Here is a 20,627-nt window from a genome sequence, read left to right on the forward strand (position 1 = left end):
CCGAACGATGAATTATGTTGATGCAGTAACCGCCCCTGAAAGCAGAACTGGTGCCATTAAAATATACGGGCCAGAAGCTCTGGACGGTATGCGCGCAGCAGGGCGCTTGGCTGCTGAAACGCTCGATCATGTAACCCCCTTTGTGGAGGTGGGCATTACTACAGATGAGCTAAACACCATATGCCATGAATTTGTATTGGCGAACGGTGCCATTTCTGCCCCCTTAAATTATAAAGGCTTTCCAAAGTCTGTTTGCACCTCCATCAACCATGTTATTTGTCACGGTATTCCCGGCCCTAAAAAATTGCGCATGGGTGATAGCCTTAATATTGATGTGACGGTTATTCTGGATGGCTGGTACGGCGACACAAGCCGGATGTTTTTTATCGGCGAGCCTAAGTTGCTGCCAAAACGCCTGTGCCAGGTAACTTTTGAAGCCATGTGGAAGGGAATTGAGGTTGTTAAACCCGGCGCCTTTCTTGGTGATATTGGGCACGCTATTCAAACCCATGTTGAGGCAAATCGCTATTCTGTGGTGCGTGATTTTTGCGGGCACGGTATTGGGCGTGTATTTCATGATGAACCAAGTGTCATGCACTACGGCACGCCCGGCAGTGGGCCAGAATTAAAGCCCGGCATGTTTTTCACCATTGAACCGATGGTCAACGCTGGCAAGCCCGGCTGCAAGGTGCTTGCTGATGGCTGGACAGCTGTTACCCGCGATAAATCGCTTTCTATGCAGTTTGAGCATACCTTAGCTGTAACAGACACAGGCTATGAAGTGTTTACCAAGTCGCCAAAAGGCTGGGAATGCCCGCCGTACGCGCTTGATAATTAAGGTCTTTGTTAGCAGTAATTGGGGGCTGTGTGGCAATAGGGAAAACACCAGTAGAGGATAAGCCAGACCATAGGCATGGTCACAGGCAACGCTTACGGGAACGGTTTTTAAAAGCGGGCCCTGATGGCCTTGCAGATTATGAACTACTGGAACTTATTTTGTTTTTGGCAATCCCACGCCGCGACGTCAAGCCGCTCGCTAAAGAGCTTATTAGCCATTTTGGAAGCTATGCAGGTGTGCTTTCCGCAGAAACGGCAATGCTTACAGCGTATCCCGGGCTCGGCGAAACGGCGGTGGCGGCTATCAAGTCGGTGCAGGCCTCGGCCCTTCATCTTGCGAAAGCGGAAATGGCATCAAGGCCGGTTTTGTCGAACTGGCAGGCTGTTATTGGGTATTTACAGGGGGCAATGGCCCATTTACCACGCGAGCAATTTCGTGTTTTACTACTCGATAAAAAGAATGCGCTGCTGTCAGATGAACTGCTAAGCGATGGTACGGTGGATGAAACAGCCGTCTATCCGCGCGAGATTGTGAGAAGAGCGTTGTCTGCCAATGCTTCCGCCCTTATTTTGGTGCATAACCACCCTTCAGGGGACCCGGCACCAAGCCGGGCAGATATAGTTATGACAAAAGAAGTTTTACAAACCTGTAAAACCGTTGGTATTCATGTGCATGACCATATTATCATAGGCAAGTACGGCCAAACCAGTTTCAGGGAACAGGGATTGATATAAGGGTATGGTGCAAAGTTTGGTAGAATGTGGCGGAGTAGATGTGTGTACTGGCGGCAGGTAAAGTCCACTAAAAAAGCGCTTAAAAACATGCCGGTTTCTGTGAAAGCTGTTGTGGTTTCGCGGGATGGCAAGGCTCTTGTTATGCGCAAATATTACGGCACAGTTGATTTACCTGGTGGCAGGCTTGAAAAAGGTGAGGATATGTATTCCTGCCTTCAGCGCGAAGTGTTTGAAGAAACCGGCCTGACCGTTAAAAAATTTGAATTTGTGTGCTCGTGGGTAAAGCATAGCCCTGATACGGGGGACAGGCTGATGGTTGTTTTTGAAACCCAACTCAGGTCTAAGGCTAAAAACACCACTATAACTTTATCAGACGAGCATGTCTGGCACCAGTTTATGATATCAGACGAAGCTGAAGAACTTGCTGACATGCCGCCCGGTTATGCAACAGCGCTAGAGGTATGTTTTAGCCGTTACCGGCCAATATAGGCATTCTCAGGGTTGCGGTTTATGGGGCTATCTGCTAGCAGGTCGGCAAGAATATCTACCTTTTGATCCGAACAGGAGCCTGCCCACATGATCGCACGTTATTCCCGCAAACAAATGACCGATATTTGGGAAGCTGAAAACCGTTTCCGCATCTGGTTTGAAATTGAAGCGCACGCGTGCGATGCAAACGCAAAGCTGGGCCGTATCCCTGAAGCTGCTGCCAAAGCTGTGTGGGAACGCGGCAAGTGGGAAATCGCCCGCATTGATGAGATTGAGCGCGAAGTAAAGCACGATGTTATCGCGTTTCTCACGAACCTTGCCGAGCACGTGGGCGATGAAGCTCGTTTTGTGCACCAAGGCATGACATCATCAGATGTGTTGGACACATGCCTGTCTGTACAATTGATGCAAGCGGCTGATATTATTATTGAAGACCTTGAAAAGCTGCTTGTGGTGCTCAAACGCCGCGCGGAAGAACATAAATATACAATCTGCATTGGTCGCAGTCACGGTATTCACGCAGAACCTGTTACATTCGGCCTGAAAATGGCGCAGGCATATGCTGAATTTGACCGCTGCTTGGCTCGTATGAAAGACGCGCGGAAGGAAGTGGCAACTTGTGCAATCTCTGGTGCGGTTGGTACATTCGCCAACATTGACCCGTTTGTTGAAGAATATGTTGCCGAGAAAATGGGGCTTGAGGTGGAACCGGTTTCCACACAGGTTATCCCGCGTGACCGGCATGCGATGTATTTTGCGGTTCTCGGCGTTATTGCAAGCTGTATTGAGCGCCTTTCTGTTGAGGTGCGTCACTTACAGCGCACCGAAGTGCTGGAAGCGCAGGAATATTTCTCCAAAGGCCAAAAGGGTTCAAGTGCCATGCCGCATAAAAAGAACCCAATCCTTACGGAAAACCTAACCGGTCAGGCGCGCTATATTCGCGCTATGTGCATTCCGGCGATGGAAAACGTAGCCCTTTGGCACGAACGCGATATTTCGCACAGTTCTGTTGAACGCTATATCGGGCCGGATGCAACTGTGGCGCTTGATTTCAGCCTTGCGCGCCTTACTAACGTAATGGACCAGCTTCTGGTGTACCCAGACAACATGCTGGATAATATGAATAAAATGGGCGGTCTGCCAAACAGCCAGCGTGTTCTGCTGGAGCTGACGCAGGCGGGCGTTAGCCGCGAAGATGCCTACCGTTTGGTGCAGGAAAATGCCATGAAGGTATGGGAAAGCCGGGGGGCATTGCAGCTTTTAGATTTGCTGAAAGCTGACGAGATTGTGACCAGCAAGGTGTCAGCTGCGGAACTGGATGAGCTGTTTAATATGGATTACCACACCAAACATGTAGACACGATTTTCAAGCGGGTGTTTGGGGCCTAGTGCCCCAGACATCGGTTTTCGGGGGTCAACTGATGAATAAAATAACTATAGTATTTCTGCTTTTTGTATGGGCAGGCATTACAGCAGGTGTTAAGGCACGTGACTTGACTGTTGGAGATGTGCCGCCAGACAATATTGGGCATACCCTTGAAGGGGAGAGGGTCAAGATATCAGACCATAAAGGCAAGGTTGTTATCGTAAGCTTTTGGGCGACTTGGTGCCCACCCTGTATGGAGGAAATACCTATTCTGAACGCCATTCAGCAACAGGTTTCTGATGATAGATTAAAAGTTTTAAGCGTAAATTTTCAGCAAGACAAGCGCACCGTACGTAAATATGCCAAGCATTTGGAAAAGTATTTTGACGAGGTGCATCTAACGTTTCTATATGAAAAAGATAACGGGATTAGTGCTAAGTTTGGTGTAGACCGCCTGCCTTACATGTTTATGATTGATCACACAGGCAGAATAGCCCATATCCATATAGGATATAGTAAAGAGACAATCCCCTCTTTGGTGGAAGAAATAAACGCACTTTTACAAGAGCAGCAAAAAGACCACTTATATGACACAAACAGTATCAGCTAGCCTTGTTGTTATCGGTGATGAAATCCTGTCTGGCAGGACACAGGATACAAACACGTCCTACCTTGCCAAGTGGCTCAATGAATGCGGTATCCAGCTTTCTGAAACCCGCACGGTACCTGATATTGAAGCGGAAATTGTGGCGGCGGTGAATGCGCTTAGGGCCCGCTATGATTATGTGTTCACGACGGGTGGCATTGGCCCCACGCATGATGATATTACGGCGGAAAGCATTAGTGCGGCCTTTGGTGTGCCGTGCCAGAGGCACCCAGAGGCCTATGCCCGCCTGCTTGCCTATTATGGCGAAAAAGACTTTACCGAAGCTCGGCAGCGCATGACTCGTGTGCCAGAAGGCGGGGTGCTAATTGATAATTCTGTATCGATCGCACCCGGTTTCCAAATTGAGAATGTGTTCGTGATGGCAGGTGTCCCAAAGGTGATGCAAGCCATGCTTGAGACCATTCGCCCGCGCCTAAAGGCGGGCCGCAAGGTTTGGTCAGAGACCCTTATAGTGTATGCACCTGAAAGCCGCATCGCACCGGGGTTAGAGGCCGTTCTGGATGGTATCGACGATATCAGTATTGGCAGCTATCCGTTTTACAGCGAAAAAAGCGTTGGGGCACAGATTGTGATCCGCTCCCATGATAAGGCTGCAATTGCACGAGCAATGACTGCGCTAAAAGGCTTTTGCGTAGCTTGTAACTATAAGACAGAAGTGCAAGCTAGCGCTTAAATACCACAGTTTTACTGCCGTTCAGCAGTACGCGGCGCTCTAGGTGCAGCTTTAAAGCTTCTGCTAGCGTGACACGCTCGACATCGCGGCCAGTTGCCACAAGGTCGCTACCATCCATTGCATGGTTCACGCGGGCGACATTCTGTTCAATAATCGGGCCTTCATCAAGATCTGCCGTTACATAGTGCGCTGTGGCACCAATAATTTTAACGCCTTTTTTGTAGGCTTGCTGGTAAGGAGCTGCGCCTTTAAAACTTGGCAGAAAACTATGGTGAATGTTAATCACTTTGCCGGGCAGCTTTTTACAAACATCGTTACTTAATACCTGCATGTAGCGTGCGAGGACAATAAGGTCGATCCGTTCTTCATCAATGAAAGCCAGCAGTTTTTGTTCTTGTGCTGCTTTGTTTTCTTTGGTTACCGGCCAGTGCAGAAAGGGCACGCCGTATGATGCGGTTAGCTGGTAAGCATCAGCATGGTTTGAGATAACGGCAGGGATGTCCATAAACAGGGCGCCGCGCTCTTTTCTGTACAAAATATCCATCAGGCAGTGGTCAAATTTTGATGTCATGATCAAAACCCGCTGGGGTACATCCATATCATGGATTGACCAATCCATTTTGAATTTACTACCAAGCGGAGTAAAGGCTTCGCGCAGTTCAGCGCAGCTCAGGTGCACATTAACAGGCTGTACAGCAACCCGCATGAAAAACTGGGCACTATCACTATCGCCGAATTGGTCGCTGGATGTAATGTTACAGCCGGTTTTTGCAAGCAAGCTTGAAACCTCGGCCACAATGCCGGGTTTGTCTGGGCAAGATAGGGTTAATACATATTTTGCAGTCATTCTATTCCCTCAGCGTGCAGCGGCTTGTGCCTTATGTGTGGGGGCACAAAAGCAAGGCTACGGTCTGAATGCAATAGGAAAGTAGATTTTTGTGCATTTTGCCGCTTAGGGAGTGCACGGAAAGGCGGACCAAGCGGCAAGTAGTATACATAAGCCGCTTGGTCTGTATTCAGTGTCTAAGCGACGGAGCGAATGCCGCTTTTACGGGTTTTGTTTACCTCAGATAGAAAATCATTGCCCCATGCATTCACATCATGGGTTTTAATAATATTTGCCATGCGGTGGATACGGGTTTCTTTTTCGGTATCTGGAATATGAAGCGCGTGGAATAGCTTGTCTGACATATCCCTTTCATCATATGGGTTCACAAGGAACGCGCTGTGCAGTTCTGCGGCGGCACCGGCAAACTCAGACAGCACAAGTGCCCCTTTGGTCCCTGATGCCTGTTTAGCCATCACATATTCTTTTGCCACAAGGTTGAGGCCGTCCCTGAGCGGCGTAACCCAGCCAACATCTGCGGCTTTATAATAAGCAATAACATCTTCAAATGGCACCATGCGGCTAACAAATTTAATAGGTGTCCAGTTATAGGTGCCAAACCGACCATTGATAAGGCCAACATGGTAGGCAATGTCCTGACTGATTTCCTCGTAAATTTTCATGCCTTTGGCGGGCGGTGTGCACACCATAATGAGCACTACTTCTTCATGCAATTCCGGGTGGTCTTCAAGAAAGCGCATGTAGGATTTCAGCTTTTCAACCGGGCCTTTGGTATAATCGGTGCGCTCAATGGAAACGATACACTTTTTGTCGCCGACCTCTTCCTTGATTTTGTCGTAAAGCGCATTGACGCTGTCAGTTTCAACCAGATCTTCAATATGTTTGCAGTTGATACCCACAGGGTGCGCACCGAGCGCCACAGTGCTAAGCTCTGTGGTAATGGATGTGGCGTAACTATCGACCCCGATCGCGCAGCCATATGTTTTAAAGCGCGGCGCAGCGCTTTGGGTTTTGTTGATTGTTGCGCGCATGTTGGAGCATACAACATTCACAAAATTATCTACATATTGCGGTATATGAAAGCCAATATAATCGCATTGCATTAGCGAATTAATGATATCGCGGCGCCACGGTGTCATGTTGAAAATGTCGGCAGAAGGGAAGGGTGTGTGATGATAAAAGGCAATCTTCACATCGGGCCGCATTTGCCGCAAATATCCAGGCACCATCCAGAGGTTATAGTCATGAATCCAGACCACAGCACCTTCTGCGGCTTCTTGCGCAGCTTTTTCCGCAAAAATACGGTTGATTTCAAGGAAATGATCCCAGTGATCATGATTGAAGATCACTTTCTCATGGAATGAATGCAGCAGCAACCAGAAGGCTTCTTTTGAAAAGACTTCATAGAATATTTTTACGTCATTAGCCGTAAGCGGAATACGGCATGCTTGCAGGTTTTCATACAGGTCTTTGTCAACATCGACATGCTCTGCAAAGTTTTCCGGGTTTCGTGTTTCAGAAAGCGACCATGCTACCCACGAGCCTTTTTGTTTTTCGCTGAAAAAGCCAAGCAGGGTAGGCAGAATGCCATTTGGGCTGCTGTGCTTTTGCCGTACAGCTTTACCATTTTCAACAGCCTCTTTGTAGGGCAGGCGGTGATACACCATAACCAGATCGGCATCGCCGTATATATCGGCCTTTGCAATGGCATTATCTTTTTTTATCATTTTAAAATGATGCAGCGCTTCAAAAATGCCGTCCGTGCCACTTTCTTTTGAATAGTAAGCGTTCTTTAGCGATTTGGCCTGCTCTTTAAGGGGCTGTTCTGAATTGTCGAGAACTACGCCTTTGAAGCCAGCCTTGTACATGCTGAAATCGTTCATGGTGTCGCCCGCCACCAGCACGTTGTCGTGGTCAATACCTAGCTGGTCGATAAGCGCGGTTAAGGTGCGGCCTTTGTCTGTGCTGTGCGGTAAGATATCAAGATAAATATCGTTCGAATAAATGACATTACAGTTCTTTTTGCTCAACTCTTCAATCTTGCCTTTCGGCAGCTTGTCTGGCTCCACAAAAAATGACATGCGCCTTTCTTGGGGGACTGGCTGGCGTTCAAGCGCGTCAAGGCCTGTTACATCTGCAATATCAGCAAGAGTTTCGTTCCAGCGGCGGGTTATTTTATTCTGTATAGGCTGCACCGGAGTTAGTTTTTTGCCGTGCAGGACTGTCGCACCAACATCGCCAATAATATAATGCGGATTGGGGATAAACAGGTCATCCAGAAATGGCAGAATAACCTCGGTATTGCGGCCTGTTACAAAAATGACAATGAAGTCAGGGTTCTGCCGAAGGAAACGGTAAAGCTTGTCTTTTTTACCGTCTTTAGTCTCTAGAAAGGTTCCGTCCAGGTCTGTTGCGAGGACATATGGTTGGGCGTCTTTTGGACGTAAGATGACAAACTTCTCCTATTGTTGCGTGTTTGCTAGCACTTACCTACCCCTGTCTTCCCAGCGTGGCTTATAGCAAACTTAATGAAAAAACTCAAGAAAGCTGGTTTTGGTGGGCTTTCTCTGTTTGTAGTGTATGTTTTTCAGGCGAACCTTTTGTTACCAGAAAGCCACCAGCATGATGGCGGTTAACAGCACGACAGCAGCGCCTTGAATGCGGTAGTTTTGGTAGAAGGGTGTGCCTTTTTCTACCCGGCTAAATTCTGGCTTCCAAAGGGCGCTTTCTGCCTCTGTGCTTTGGCCGGGTGCAGCAAGGCTCGCTACTATAAGAATGCCAAAGCAAATGGCTGTTACAATCCCTACTGTAATGGTGAAATGCAGGGTCCACAGGCCCATTTGCCCAAGGATGAAAAACAGTAGGCCTATAGTGTGCCCTGTAAGCAAAGTGATAACCGCCGCGCGGCTGGTGGCGCCGCGCCAAAACATGCCGCACAGGAAGACCGCAACAACTGGGGGCACCACAACGGCAAACGCTTGCTGCAGGTATGCAAACAGGCCCTTAAAGTTTGCAATGTTTGGTGCCCAAACAGCAGCAACACCGATCAGAACTATCGTGGTCCACCGGCCCCAATTCCGCACCTGTACGGGGCTAAGGGGGTGTTTTTCTGTATCGGCAAAATCTTTTATAATCAGTGTGGAGGCTGAATTTAGCGTGCTATCGATGGTGGACATAATGGCGGCAAACAGGCCAGCAACCACAATACCTTTCATGCCGACAGGTAAATAATCATTCACCAGACGCGGGAATATTTGGTCAGGGTTTTCCATTGTGTCATAAAGGCCTATCGCCATGGCGCCCGGCATAACCATAATGAACAGCGGGGTAAGCTTCAACAAGCCCGCAAACATGGCGCCCCACTGGGCATGGCGCACACTGCGAGCGCCCAGAATCCGCTGGGTAATATACTGGTTGGTTGCCCAGTACCAAAAACCCAAAATAGGCACACCTATAAGTGTGCCAAGCCACGGCAGGTGCGGATCATCAAGCGGGCGTACAAGCGACAGATGATCCGCCGGGATAGCGGCTTTTGCTGTGGCCCACGAAAAATTAAATTCGGCAAACACATAATATGTAATCACGCTGGCACCGATGAGTAATATAATCGCTTGCAGCACATCGGTGTATACAACAGCTTTCAGGCCCCCAGCGGCAGTATATAGCCCGGCAAACACGGCAATCGCCACACAGGTGGGCACCATCGGCAGGCCGGGGAAAAATATTTGCAGCACAAGCGCACCCGCATAAATGCCGCCAGCCGCGTCTACCATAATGCTCATTAAAATGGTGAGGATGGAAAAATATTTGCGGCAAAAAGGGTTGTAGCGAATTTGCAGATACTCCGGCACCGTGGTTATCTGTTTTGCGAGAAACACCGGAATCACAAAGAATGCCATAAACACCAGCACAAGGCCGGCCATCCATTCATAATTGGAAATGGCAATGCCGCTACTGAAGGCGGCACCCGAAAGGCCAATAAGCGTGGTGGAGGAAATGTTCGAGGCAAATAACGAAAAGCCAATCACGCCCCAGCCAAGCGAACGCCCGGCCAGAAACAGGTCTTCACCGGTTTTGGTGCGCTTCATCACCACAAGGGTGATACAAACAATGAAGAGAAAATATAAAAAAATGAGCCAAAGATCTATGCTGTGCATGGCACGTGTCCTAGCACACTGAGCAAAAAAAACAAGGTTAGTGCATTTCGACGTTGTTTTACGGAGATATGTTCGTTAAGAAAGCGCTGCAAATAATTTTGCATCCCACCCCAAATGCCCGCGTGGTGGAATTGGTAGACACACAGGACTTAAAATCCTGAGATCGTATGATCGTACCGGTTCGAGTCCGGTCGCGGGTACCATCCTCTCCAGTATTTTCAAATAGTTACGAGTAAATGGCGTAATTTTGGCGTAATTCTCAGCACAGTATGTATTGCTTGATTCTGTCATGCAACGGAAAAAAGAAGGTGTGGGCATAAGCGCCACACCATAATTTGGGGGACTTTTCACTTTTTCTGATGCTGTCGTATATACCGCTTAACTTCATCTGCATACCACAGCGGGCCGATTCTGCCTGTGTGTGTAGGAATACGTACCGCACGTGGAAAATCTGGTTTGCATACTATCCGTTGCTGAACAGTTATCTTTGAGCGGTTCAAGTATGCGGCAATGTCAGAGACGGACCACAACCGCATGGGTATTTTTGTTGTACGGAGTTCTTCAAGGATGGAGGTGAGTAGTTCCTCCACTCTTGGTTGGGGCCACGGCTTATCCATTATCCTTCTCCGTATCTGATGCCGGACAGTTGTCCGTCCGGCAGTTGGAGATCAGCAGTTCATGGGTGCGTTTGTTCGCTCCTGCTGCTGCGGTGTAGACAACTGATGCTTCCTCAATGGTAAAGGCCCTGAAGATATGCCGCACCTCAGGTGTGTCATTGATGGACATGATGAAGCTGCCCTTGATCTTCGCAAGCTGGCCTGCCAGCTTCTGAAAGTCATCACGGTGAAACAGGTTCCGTCCATAATAGTCCTCAATTCCGTAATACGGCGGATCGAGGTAAAAAAGCGTTGTTGTCCGGTCATACCGTTTGATGAACTGTTCGTAGTGTAGGCATTCGATGGCGACACCCGCAAGGCGTTCGTGTATGTCCTCCAAGAGCGGCCCAAGCTTCAGTATATTGAAGCGGACGGGGCCTGTGACATGGGCACCGAAGGCTTGCCCGGTTCGCAGGCCGCCAAAGGCCATCTTTTGCAAATACAGAAACCGGGCTGCCCGTTCCAGATCAGTCAGCGTGTCGGGGTTGGCCTTCCGCAGGCGTTCAAATTCCTTGCGGCTGGTAAGCTGAAACTTTAGCATTTCCATAAAATGTGGATAATGGCGCTGGAGTATCCGGAAGAAGGTGGCAACATCACCGCTATAGTCATTAATGACCTCGGCACGAGGAGCCTTGTCCCGGCGCAGGAAGACACCGCCCATGCCCACAAAGGGTACAGCATAGGTGACATGCGAAACGGCATCGATACGTTTGATAATTTTTGCGGCCAGCAGTCGTTTGCCACCGATATAGGGTGCCGCAGGGCGTGTAGGTGTAATAGGGGTAAGCTGGTTCATGATAATGTTCCTTGTGATGTCGTTGATAATCGGGATTGGCTGGCAAGGAAGGCGTCAAGGTCTGTGTGCCTGTAACGCACGGCTCGACCGAGCTTGATGAACTTGGGGCCTGTTCCGTAAACGCGCCATTTGTTGAGGGTGGAAGACGCAAGCCTCAGGTATTGGGCTGCCTGTGCTGTGGTCAGGAGGCGTTCACCTCCCTCTCCATTGTCTGCCACGCCCGGTATAATGCTAGGAGTAGTCATCATGCCGCTTCTCCTATCTGCCGTGTTTCTAGCGGAAGCATCCTGCTGATGATTGCTGTGATAACCGGGACGGTGACAGCATTACCGAGCATTTTGTATCGCTGCACATCAGATACTCCCGCTGTCCAGCCATCAGGGAACCCTTGCAGCCGTTCACACTCGGTTGGGGTAAGGCGGCGTATACGGCCTTCCATGGTAAGCGTATGCTGCCGCATCCCTGTATCGAGTGTTTTGGCGATGGATGAGACACGTCCTCGCCGGGTTGTATGGCTGTTGATATAGGCAAAGTTGATAACCTGTCCGACTGTTGCCTCGGCATACCCTTTCTTTGTAGCTTCACGTACCCGGATGACAGGAAGGGGCTTATTGTCATTGGCAGGTTTGCCTATGGCGCCTCCAGAGCAGCTAGGCTCGATAGCGCCTGTGCCTGCCGTTCTGGTGAAAGGAAATACTTGGGGTCGGGGTGTTCCTCTAAGATGTCCGACAATAAACACACGTTCCCTGTTTTGGGGAACGCCAAAATCCTTGCTGTTAAGCACCTGCCATTCACAGTCATACCCCAGTTCATCAAGCACGGTGAGGATGGTATGGAACGTACGTCCCGTGTCGTGAGATAAAAGCCCTTTGACGTTTTCAAGGAGAAGCAGACGTGGCTGCTTTTTCCTGATAATCCGAGCGATATCAAAAAAGAGTGTACCTCTGCTGTCAGCAAATCCTTTGCGTTTTCCAGCGATTGAAAAAGCCTGACAGGGAAAGCCGCCAACAAGGAGGTCAAAGTCTGGCAGGTGGCTCGGGTTAACCTTTGTGATGTCTCCGAAGTTGTGGTGGCTGGGGTAGTGTCGTTTATAGACCCCGACTGCGTGTTTATCGATTTCGGAGTATCCAACGCATACCACGGCATCTGACTGTAGCTGGTCGTCACTGCCCGTGCCACGGTTGCTGACAGCACCCGTTCCCGTGGCAGATAGTTCCCCTTCGGTTTGTGTGTCTCTGGCAATATTGCCACTGTCCTGAACTGTGTTGAATGCCTGTTCGATACCATGTTCAAATCCTCCTATTCCTGAAAACAGACTGAGATAGCGTATGGGGGCTGCTGGCCTCTGGATAAGTGACGAGCAGCTAATGGGGCGTCTTAGACCCGATACTTCTGTGAATGCCCGACCGGAAGGAGTGTCCTCCTGTGGTCGTATGGCTGTTGCTGAGTGCATGGTTTTTCTCCTCTTGTTGAAACCGAGGAGCACAGTGGCAAGCACTGGAATTCTGTAGCCATAACAATTGGGAAACGTGTTACCACTTTGTTTGGAAACATGTGAGTATGCCCTGTGGCTCTAGTCTTGGACTGAGCTGTACCAGGAGGTTGCACAGGAGGAAATGTCAGGAAACTTGTTACTCTTTTGGTAGGTTTTTCAGAGTAATATAAGCGAACACGTTACCTTGTTTTCAGTAACATCAATGCGTTTGGTGATAGACTCAACAAGCTTTCGCTTCTGTTCAAAATCTTCCAAACCTGTCCAGACATCCAGCAAGGTTTGTCCCCTTGGTCTGATTACTTCAGGCAGTGGATAGCTTTCAAGCTGGGCGACAAATATTTCTTCCAGTGCATCCGAGGGGATTTTGGTTGTGCAGTCTGAGCATACGTATTTTTTGGTAGCCGTATTGGTGGGCACACGCATTTTCTGCCCACAACCACAATGGGTGATGCCAGCGAACAGATTGGTGGGCTTGCGAGGTGCTCCACCTTTCCCTTCCTGAGACTGGAGGATCAACTGGCATTTTTTCCAGAGATTATCTGAAATGATTTGCTCTGCTTCGCCGTCAATACCAAGTACATATTTGTTTTCAAGAATGCGGGTCACTGAGGGTGAGGTAAACGAGGAGCCTGACCGGGTTGTCTTCTTTTCAGCATAGAGAATGTCACAGACTATCTTACGGCGCTCATGCTTTACAAAAAGCTCGAAGATATACTGAATGACAGACACTTCGTCAGGCACAAGGGCAAGGCGGCCTTCTTCCCTTTTATATCCATATGGCGCGGGGCCAGTTCGTATGGTTGCCATTCTGAGTGCCTCTAAGCGGTATTGCGTAGGAACTCAGAACATTACGGTTTGTGATATAGTGTAACTATAAGACTTGACTACTGTTTTAGCCATTTTGAACAGAATTACGCATTCTGTTCAAAAGGGAGCAGTAATGTCAACTTGTTTTGAGTAAATATATGAAATCTGATCAAGGTTTTACCCCGTTTGATAGAAACGGAAATAGAACATACCTTACTATTGAAGAAAGGAGGGCATTTTTGTTAGCGGCTCACAGCGCTGATCCTTATGTCATGACATTCTGCATGGTGCTCGCTTACACTGGGGCGAGAATTTCAGAAGTAAGAAACCTAACACTTGAGAGCATAGATTTCTCACTTCAATGTATAATTATCAAATGCCTGAAAAAAAGGAACAGAGTCGTTTATAGAGCTGTACCAGTACCAACAGATGTTTTGCTAACACTTGATAGCGTACATGACTTGAGAAACGATTACTCTAAGAAACGAAGAAAACTGTGGACTTGGAGCAGGACAACAGCTTGGAATAAGGTATCTAAAGTTATGGCTAAGGCTGGCTTGTCGGGTATTTCTGCCACATCTCGTGGTTTACGACATACATTTGCTGTTTCAGCAGTTCAGTGTGGTATTTCATTAAATATGATCCAAAAGTGGATGGGCCATGCAGATATTGAAACTACTGCATTATATGCGAATGCTGTTGGTGAAGAAGAGCAAAGAATTGCAAAAAAGATGTGGTCTTATCTCTAAGATTAACCAGTATAACAATTACATACTAAAGAATCCAAATACGCTAATATTCAGAAACATTGCATTAAGTTATCTTGAATGGTAGGATTCGCAATGGGTTAAGTAAATTTAAGGTATATATTTGTCCCGCCAGCCTTATAAATCTCTTCAATTTATGAAGTCTGCTAGTAAGCAGCTTATTCCTAACTTGATAAGAAGCAAAGTTGTGCTCTGGTCAGATGTTGCTGTACAAATTGTGGAGCAACGTTTTCAAAAAAACCGTGCACATAGAGAAAAAATCAAACCTATCACTTCGAAGGAGTTTAGCTCCATCGAAGAAGAGATGGAAGCTATGAACCTTCATAAACTAGGAAGGTATCAACAAATGGCTTTAACATCGCGTAAAAGGCCTGTTCTTACATATCAGTCTCAACAAGAAGCATTTAATCACCCGGATACAAACTTGATAGATAATTATTGTTTATATCCAGAAAAGCTCTCTACCACTGAGTTAGAACAAGTTGAAAAGCATCTTAGTGAGTGTGGTCGTTGTAAACGCCAGGTTGATGATACAAAATCAAAGTCTAGGTATTTACGCGATATTTTGGAGCGAGGTTACCAAGAATAGTTTAAAGCCACAGGAATGCTGTGGCTTTATTTTGTTTGGATATATTGATGCCAAAACAAATGAAGACACTTTCTCAGAAACTTTTAAAGCGTAGAATTACTCAACTGCAGCATATTCATATTGGAACAGGCGCTCTAGGGCTAGGTCTCCCTGTATGGTTGTGTTCTACTCTCCAGTTTTCTGTTATCTTGGCAAATCGCTCTGAACAATCGCGCTCTTATAACCGCAATTTATTGATAAAAAATCAAAAGCAATACAGGGTTGTACCTCAAGGTCAGCACAAGCAGGGCGATATAGTTTCAATTTCCGACTTGATTTTCTATGATCAGGAACAAGATAAGTTCTTTGATGCTATTGCTCATCCGAATACGTATATAATCACAACTGCATTAAAAGAGGCAGTTTTGAAGCCCTCGTTTGTTTCATTAATGTGTGCAGCACTGTCTCATAGGCTTAAACGACACATAAAGAAGCCATTATATATTATATGTTGTGAAAACATTATATGTTCGAGACAATTTAGAGATGCTGTGCAATTGCAAATAGGATTCCCTCTTCCTTCCTATATACAATTTCTCCCATGTGTTGTTGATCGAGTTTGTGCTACACCTTCGGTTACTTTGAAACCTGACGGATATTCTGAAGTGTTAGTAGAGGTTGAGAGATATGCGAGATGGTATATTGAGAGACCTAAGCTGACTTCTTCAAAAGAGTTACAAAAAAATCTTACACAAAGTCCTGTTGCTAAGACTGCTATTCAATTTACAGAAAATATTGAATGGGAAAAGACTCGTAAACTTATACTAATTAACGGTCCGCACCTGCTGATCGCTATTAATGCTAGAGCTGCTAATTATTCTCGATTAGATAGTTATTTAAAACATGATGCAGATGCTGCCTATATACTCGAAGATTTATTGCAAGAAGCATCTGATGCACTTCAATGTATTGAATTTGAGCGAAATGCTACTCTGACTCTGTCAATCTCAACTTCAGATATTAGTCAGCGTTTTCGTGAGAATCCTGATTTAGTGAATCGCGTGTTAGCTAGATTTCAAAACCCAAAGCAACTTGAGGCCTTCTTAAAAGACTTGTATAAAAAAGTCTCTCAATGGGCGTTAACTTATCAAAAAGAGTTCAATGAAGCCCCTAATCAAACATCACGCACATTATTTCTTCTCACGAGTCTTATCAATTATGACCGATATAACGGCTAAAGATTCATGAACAGAATGCGTAATTCTGTTCAAGAGGAATTGTGTTTCTCCTGAACATTTTTTCAAATCAGGGGGTAACATATGTTCAAAAGAACACTCATTGCATTAGGTACACTTGGAGTAACAGCGGCGGCACAAGCGGCTGAAGAAGCACAGGCAGACTGGACCGGCCTCTACATGGGTCTAGGTATAGAAACCACCAAAGCCAAAGTATCAGTAAACCCAGACCCGTCAGGCATCATTCTGTTTGATAATCTTGAAGACCTCAGTGGCAACAAAGCAGACTGGGCAGGTGCGATACAGTTTGGCTTCCGCAAGGAGTTTGGCAAGCTTGTCTTGGGAGCGGAACTGGAAGGCATCTTTGGTGGTGGCAGGACTATAGCGGATAGTACCGATGGTCTGCTGTTTGAAGATGCTCCTGACTTTCTCACCCTATCCTCAGAAGCAACCGTCAGTGTGAAGCCCAAGGGCCGTATGGTTGGCACAGTGGAAGTCCCCATTGGCAAACACTTCCTAATTGGTGGTGAGGCAGGCTTTACGCTCGCTACAACTTCAGTCTCCGGTGACATCTACGGTCCATACAATTTCTTTGACCCCACCATCAGGGAACACTGGGCTTCATACAGTGATACCTCAAACCAGATAGGTGGGACATATGGCATCAGGGCAACTGCCAAGGTGGGAAAGCATATGCTTATCACTGCCAGATACACCTTTGCCAAACTGGGAACAGCCACGGCACCTGTAACACTGGACGAGTTAGAGATTATCGACATGCCAGTAGTGCAGGCCGCAGAGGCCGTCACAAAGCTTGAGAGTTTCCGCCTTGGGGTGGGCTACCAGTTCTAAAACACATCTTCCATAAGGATTTCAGACATGAAGAAAACACTCAGTATGCTTACACTTGCTTTTACCGTTACTGGCTGCGTGAACACGTCTAGCAGTCTGGAGCGGGAAACTGCCCGTTTTGTTGGTGATGTGTCACCGGAAGCCATAACCGTCCTCAATATCGACAGGGGTATGTTGTCTGTCAAATGGGATGCCCGTGTCAAAGACGGTCGGGTGTACCGCTGTGACGCAGATGATATGATGAAACGGGTGCATTGTGTGCAACAGTAAGTGGATACAGCACAGAACACGGTCCTTCCTGTTTTGTCTGTACGCTTTATCCTTGTCGGGATGTGCGGCTGTACCACTGCTCATGCTGGTTGGCGTGGGGGCAGCCACTTTTGCAGTACATAAAGTAGTGCAAACACAGTCCGGCGGAGAGATTAAGGTTGCCTTTCCTGCGGTTGATGGACGAGAAGCCCCACCACAGTCACTACCGTCCGGCAGCACGGTTGCCGTTTGGTCGAATGGAGAACGAGAAGAGCGTTTTATCGCAGCCCTCCGTGCCTCTGGTACGTTTACCATTCACTCATTGCCAAAGACAGAAGCCAACACTGAGGCAGACATGGCAGATGCTTTCATGGCTGCCTGCCAGACCAGCAAGGCAGACCTTATCTTTGCGGCAACAGATGAAGACGTATCAAAGAAGAAAAATCTTCTATCCATCGACAGGGCCGCAACAACCTACACCCTGCATCTGCTAGTATTTTCCTGTACTGAAAACACTGTGACATGGAAAGACCGCATGGCTCTCATTGTAGAGCAAGGCAAGATACAGCCAACAGAGAGCGAACTACAGCAGGTGGCAGGCGATATGTGGGCAGAACGGATACTGGTTGCTAAAAACATGCAGCCAGACTGAGGATAGTATTGCTCTTGGACTGTCTAAAATGCATTTCCTCTGCGTTAGTATTCCAAGGGAGAACTCGGTAAGGGGTGGAAACATCCCTTGCCGCTTTTTATATATGGAACAGGATACATCAGTTTCCTCAGTGTATAACCTCCCAAGGACTTGTGCTGAGGACGAGGGGCTGCTGGATGTGCCGTTCAGTCCCTCACCATATCAAATAGATATGATTTGACTGTAGCCCTATGTATGTGATGGTTAAGTATTCGCGGCGTATATACGACCCCCAAAGTATGTATGCGCCGCCGTGAGAGGGTTGTATTATCAATCCTCTCACACACCTTCTTAGATTTGGCAGGCGGGGATGTTTGCCAAGGTGCAGAAAGCCCCAGTCGCAAGACTGGGGCTTATGTGTTTCTGTCCTCATGTTGGAACGCCTGCTCCCGTTAGCAGGAAGGTCATGGCTTCTTGTGCTTTACCGGCAGCGGTGAAGACAGCCCGATTGTCGGAGCGCAGCAGGGCAAGCCAGTGTTCTATGTATGATGCATGGCGCAGTTGTCCCTCTATACCAAAGAAGGCACACAGGTAGGCTGACGTCAGCTCGGCTATCAACTCTTCAGCCGCATAGGACTGCGTCCCAAACCGACCCGTGAGATCACGCCCTAGTCGCTTGGTATGCCCTGTTGCATGCCCATACTCATGAAAGAGCGTTGCATAGTAATGGTCTGGGCTTTCAAACTGTGATGGCAAGGGCATGACAACGGCGTCATGACGTGGGTTATAGGCAGCACTGTCACTGCCGTGGGCTACGTCAATGTCTGTTGCAGCAATAAAGCCTTCTATATCCTGCATACACTCATGATCTGGCAGCGGTTCATCCGGTGTAGTGTAGGCGTCCGGTAGTTTCTCTAACTGGCAGAGGTTGAAGACAGCATAGGAACGGATAACGGGAATGACTTTCTCAGCGTCCTCATCATCCGTAACCTTGATCTCTTTGACATAGACAATGCGGACGGCTTTTTCACCCTTGCGGACATAGGCTCCAAGGGCATGAGCCTGTTTGAAGGTGAGCCAGCCGGAGCGGATGTAGTTTCGCTCTGACGCCCGAACCCATAAAAGCAGGACATTGATGCCGCTATAGGGTCGTCCGGTCACTGCATTATGGGGAAAGACATGTTTGTCTGCGTTTCCACCTTGCCACGGTTTTACCCACGGCGGTGTGCCTGCTTCCAGTTCCTCAATGATGCGGTTGGTAACAGACGTGTATATCTCCTGTGATTTCATGACAGAAACCTCTCTTGTTGTTGAAAGAACAGATGGAAGCCAAGAGCGATGCTCCGGGCTTCCCGCTGTGTTTCAGCGGTGAGAGCTTCGTTGTGCCGAAGTGAGGTAATGTGTCAGCCCGAGGGAAGCCGCACTAAAGAAAGACATAGCCGCAGGTTCCGGGTCCCATAGCTTTCGTTTTGGTGGCACTAGAGATGACAGGATTGGTAAGGCTTCTGCGGTCTTTCCGGCAATTTCATGCTTAGTGGTTGCTCCAAACGGGTTAAAGGCTTCCCTGATCTGATCCCGGCTATAGAGATACACACGTATATTCTGTGTGGCGGCAATGCTGGCCAGAGACCTGATTAGGTCCGCAACACGGGGGCGGGCTTCAACCACATCTGACGGGATTTCTTCGAGTACAAGGGAGGCAGGTTTGTAATAGTTTATGAGGGTAATGAATTTGCGGGTACAGACCTTGTTTTTATCTTCCGTTGCCCACTTTATACCCCAGTCCAGCAGTGTGTCGGCGCTTGAATGCACGGAATAGCCAAAGCCGATGCGGGTTGGAAATACGGTGAGTAACAGGTCTGGCCCTTTGTGTGATGTGGTCATAAAGCATGGTGGTTATGTGATAATGGCCTTCAGGTGCTGCCGTTTATATGGACTGCCTCTATTTGTTTTAAGAAGTGCTCGAGCACGCTTTGTGATCTGCTTTTGCATGGTCCTGTACTGGTCAGGAAACAGGTCTCTTGCTGATGTACCATATATGATTTCAAGTGCAAGGACGGTCTCAAGAGGTGGCGTACGGGTACCGCGTTCGTAGCGGGTAACTTTTGTGCCGCAAACACCGCCAAGCAGAAAGGCAACTTCATCCTGAGTAAAATGGCAGCTTTTACGCTGTGAGCGAAGCGTGGTGAAGAACATGGGTATGAGGTGTTATTGGTGTCTGTGCGCAACAAACAGCACCACATATATAAAAACGCCGAATGGTCGGCGGATGTAGGGATAGAAACCTGCCGGGTGCGGCAACCTGTGCAGTGAAGCGGATTACGTGTCCCCCACAAGGACAGCGCATGTCTGATATACGGTGTGTTATACCATGAAACTCCTATGTCTCACTGTTTCCATATTGCGTGAACTTTATGTAATTCATCAATCCAGCACTTTTGTTTGTCACTAATATCTCGACCCTTCGATTTAGCTAATTCATAGAAGCCTGGGCCGGGTTCCATATCGCCATGTTTATGCACAACTATAACAGTGAGGAGTCCCCTATCTTTTTTGTCTTCCTCTGACGATATTTCACCAAGCATGTGGGCTAATCTAACATCGTGTGGATCAAGTTTGATTGTTTGTGTTTGATGTACTAAATCCGAATAAGTAATCATTTGAAGGTTTTTTGCCGTGTTGATTAACAAGTGGCGCATTTCTTCTTTTGCAGCATTCCATTGTTGTTCTGAAAAACCATGGCGCATATTGTCTCTGATCATCTCATTTCCCCGTGCTTTATCGCTTTGGATGATTATAC

General features: G+C 47.8%; 23 protein-coding genes and 1 tRNA gene. 13 read left to right on the plus strand and 11 right to left on the minus strand.

All coding sequences use genetic code 11. The features are described 5' to 3' along the window. The first annotated feature begins 7 nt into the window (after positions 1–7). The 6 genes from map to ICL80_RS08850 all read left to right on the plus strand — a co-directional run bounded on the left by map (position 8) and on the right by ICL80_RS08850 (position 4,767). Complete coding sequence (map, locus tag ICL80_RS08825) at positions 8–838, plus strand: type I methionyl aminopeptidase (protein ID WP_194211495.1); 831 nt, start codon at positions 8–10, stop codon at positions 836–838. Positions 839–867: 29 nt separating this feature from the next. Continuing rightward, positions 868–1,572: a RadC family protein gene (gene radC, locus ICL80_RS08830; RefSeq protein ID WP_194211497.1), complete on the plus strand. Its 705-nt coding sequence runs from the start codon at positions 868–870 to the stop codon at positions 1,570–1,572. A gap of 42 nt (positions 1,573–1,614) precedes the next feature. Next, positions 1,615–2,061 carry an NUDIX domain-containing protein gene (locus ICL80_RS08835; RefSeq protein WP_194211498.1) on the plus strand — a complete coding sequence of 149 codons (447 nt, stop codon included), beginning with the start codon at positions 1,615–1,617 and terminating at the stop codon, positions 2,059–2,061. 87 nt (positions 2,062–2,148) lie between these two features. Beyond that, complete coding sequence (gene purB / locus ICL80_RS08840) at positions 2,149–3,450, plus strand: adenylosuccinate lyase (RefSeq protein ID WP_194211499.1); 1,302 nt, start codon at positions 2,149–2,151, stop codon at positions 3,448–3,450. A gap of 32 nt (positions 3,451–3,482) precedes the next feature. Beyond that, positions 3,483–4,037 carry a TlpA family protein disulfide reductase gene (locus ICL80_RS08845; protein ID WP_194211501.1) on the plus strand — a complete coding sequence of 185 codons (555 nt, stop codon included), beginning with the start codon at positions 3,483–3,485 and terminating at the stop codon, positions 4,035–4,037. Next, a complete protein-coding gene (locus tag ICL80_RS08850) occupies positions 4,015–4,767 on the plus strand; it encodes a competence/damage-inducible protein A (protein WP_194211503.1) in 753 nt (250 codons plus the stop codon). The genes ICL80_RS08845 and ICL80_RS08850 overlap by 23 nt, the downstream gene beginning before the upstream one ends. Here ICL80_RS08850 and purU read toward each other — a convergent pair. From purU to ICL80_RS08865, 3 genes are all read right to left on the minus strand, one after another. After that, a complete protein-coding gene (gene purU, locus ICL80_RS08855; protein ID WP_194211505.1) occupies positions 4,757–5,614 on the minus strand; it encodes a formyltetrahydrofolate deformylase in 858 nt (285 codons plus the stop codon). The genes ICL80_RS08850 and purU overlap by 11 nt on opposite strands. 176 nt (positions 5,615–5,790) lie before the next feature. Then, complete coding sequence (gene ggpS / locus ICL80_RS08860; RefSeq protein WP_228073876.1) at positions 5,791–8,064, minus strand: glucosylglycerol-phosphate synthase; 2,274 nt, start codon at positions 8,062–8,064, stop codon at positions 5,791–5,793. Between the two features lie 153 nt (positions 8,065–8,217). After that, the gene (locus ICL80_RS08865) at positions 8,218–9,771 is read right to left on the minus strand and encodes a sodium:solute symporter family transporter (protein WP_194211509.1); all 1,554 of its coding nucleotides are present in this window, start codon (positions 9,769–9,771) and stop codon (positions 8,218–8,220) included. A gap of 116 nt (positions 9,772–9,887) precedes the next feature. Here ICL80_RS08865 and ICL80_RS08870 point away from each other — a divergent pair. Then, positions 9,888–9,974, plus strand: a tRNA-Leu gene (locus tag ICL80_RS08870). Between the two features lie 406 nt (positions 9,975–10,380). On the opposite strand, the gene ICL80_RS08875 is transcribed toward ICL80_RS08870, so the two are convergent. The 4 genes from ICL80_RS08875 to ICL80_RS08890 all read right to left on the minus strand — a co-directional run bounded on the left by ICL80_RS08875 (position 10,381) and on the right by ICL80_RS08890 (position 13,525). Beyond that, the gene (locus ICL80_RS08875) at positions 10,381–11,223 is read right to left on the minus strand and encodes a DNA adenine methylase (protein WP_194211510.1); all 843 of its coding nucleotides are present in this window, start codon (positions 11,221–11,223) and stop codon (positions 10,381–10,383) included. Further along, positions 11,220–11,471, minus strand: coding sequence for a helix-turn-helix transcriptional regulator (locus tag ICL80_RS08880; protein ID WP_228073371.1), 252 nt, complete (start codon positions 11,469–11,471; stop codon positions 11,220–11,222). The genes ICL80_RS08875 and ICL80_RS08880 overlap by 4 nt, the downstream gene beginning before the upstream one ends. Continuing rightward, the gene (dcm, locus tag ICL80_RS08885; protein WP_194211511.1) at positions 11,468–12,676 is read right to left on the minus strand and encodes a DNA (cytosine-5-)-methyltransferase; all 1,209 of its coding nucleotides are present in this window, start codon (positions 12,674–12,676) and stop codon (positions 11,468–11,470) included. Before dcm ends, ICL80_RS08880 begins: the two co-directional genes overlap by 4 nt. A gap of 198 nt (positions 12,677–12,874) precedes the next feature. Then, positions 12,875–13,525, minus strand: coding sequence for a recombinase family protein (locus ICL80_RS08890; RefSeq protein WP_194211512.1), 651 nt, complete (start codon positions 13,523–13,525; stop codon positions 12,875–12,877). Between the two features lie 158 nt (positions 13,526–13,683). Here ICL80_RS08890 and ICL80_RS08895 point away from each other — a divergent pair, with 158 nt between their 5' ends. The 6 genes from ICL80_RS08895 to ICL80_RS08920 all read left to right on the plus strand — a co-directional run bounded on the left by ICL80_RS08895 (position 13,684) and on the right by ICL80_RS08920 (position 17,848). Then, a complete protein-coding gene (locus tag ICL80_RS08895; protein ID WP_194211513.1) occupies positions 13,684–14,274 on the plus strand; it encodes a tyrosine-type recombinase/integrase in 591 nt (196 codons plus the stop codon). A 121-nt stretch (positions 14,275–14,395) separates the two neighbouring features. Then, complete coding sequence (locus ICL80_RS08900; protein ID WP_194211514.1) at positions 14,396–14,881, plus strand: hypothetical protein; 486 nt, start codon at positions 14,396–14,398, stop codon at positions 14,879–14,881. A 47-nt stretch (positions 14,882–14,928) separates the two neighbouring features. Beyond that, the gene (locus ICL80_RS08905) at positions 14,929–16,098 is read left to right on the plus strand and encodes a mannitol dehydrogenase family protein (protein WP_194211515.1); all 1,170 of its coding nucleotides are present in this window, start codon (positions 14,929–14,931) and stop codon (positions 16,096–16,098) included. Positions 16,099–16,179: 81 nt separating this feature from the next. Next, on the plus strand, positions 16,180–16,947 hold the full coding sequence (locus ICL80_RS08910; RefSeq protein WP_194211516.1) for an outer membrane beta-barrel protein: 768 nt from the start codon (positions 16,180–16,182) through the stop codon (positions 16,945–16,947). Positions 16,948–16,974: 27 nt separating this feature from the next. Further along, positions 16,975–17,217 (plus strand): hypothetical protein, encoded by a 243-nt coding sequence (locus ICL80_RS08915; RefSeq protein ID WP_194211517.1) that lies wholly within the window; start codon positions 16,975–16,977, stop codon positions 17,215–17,217. Further along, entirely contained in the window at positions 17,204–17,848 is a 645-nt protein-coding gene (locus tag ICL80_RS08920) for a hypothetical protein (protein ID WP_194211518.1), read from the plus strand. The genes ICL80_RS08915 and ICL80_RS08920 overlap by 14 nt, the downstream gene beginning before the upstream one ends. A gap of 408 nt (positions 17,849–18,256) precedes the next feature. On the opposite strand, the gene ICL80_RS08925 is transcribed toward ICL80_RS08920, so the two are convergent. The 4 genes from ICL80_RS08925 to ICL80_RS08940 all read right to left on the minus strand — a co-directional run bounded on the left by ICL80_RS08925 (position 18,257) and on the right by ICL80_RS08940 (position 20,589). After that, a complete protein-coding gene (locus tag ICL80_RS08925; protein ID WP_194211520.1) occupies positions 18,257–19,117 on the minus strand; it encodes an ArdC family protein in 861 nt (286 codons plus the stop codon). A 72-nt stretch (positions 19,118–19,189) separates the two neighbouring features. Further along, positions 19,190–19,711 carry a hypothetical protein gene (locus ICL80_RS08930; RefSeq protein ID WP_194211522.1) on the minus strand — a complete coding sequence of 174 codons (522 nt, stop codon included), beginning with the start codon at positions 19,709–19,711 and terminating at the stop codon, positions 19,190–19,192. A gap of 12 nt (positions 19,712–19,723) precedes the next feature. Then, entirely contained in the window at positions 19,724–20,023 is a 300-nt protein-coding gene (locus ICL80_RS08935; protein ID WP_194211524.1) for a helix-turn-helix domain-containing protein, read from the minus strand. Between the two features lie 191 nt (positions 20,024–20,214). After that, positions 20,215–20,589, minus strand: coding sequence for a hypothetical protein (locus ICL80_RS08940; protein WP_194211526.1), 375 nt, complete (start codon positions 20,587–20,589; stop codon positions 20,215–20,217). Positions 20,590–20,627 lie beyond the last annotated feature (38 nt).

The sequence above is a fragment of the Kordiimonas pumila genome, from assembly GCF_015240255.1.
GTDB classification, from domain to species: domain Bacteria; phylum Pseudomonadota; class Alphaproteobacteria; order Sphingomonadales; family Kordiimonadaceae; genus Kordiimonas; species Kordiimonas pumila.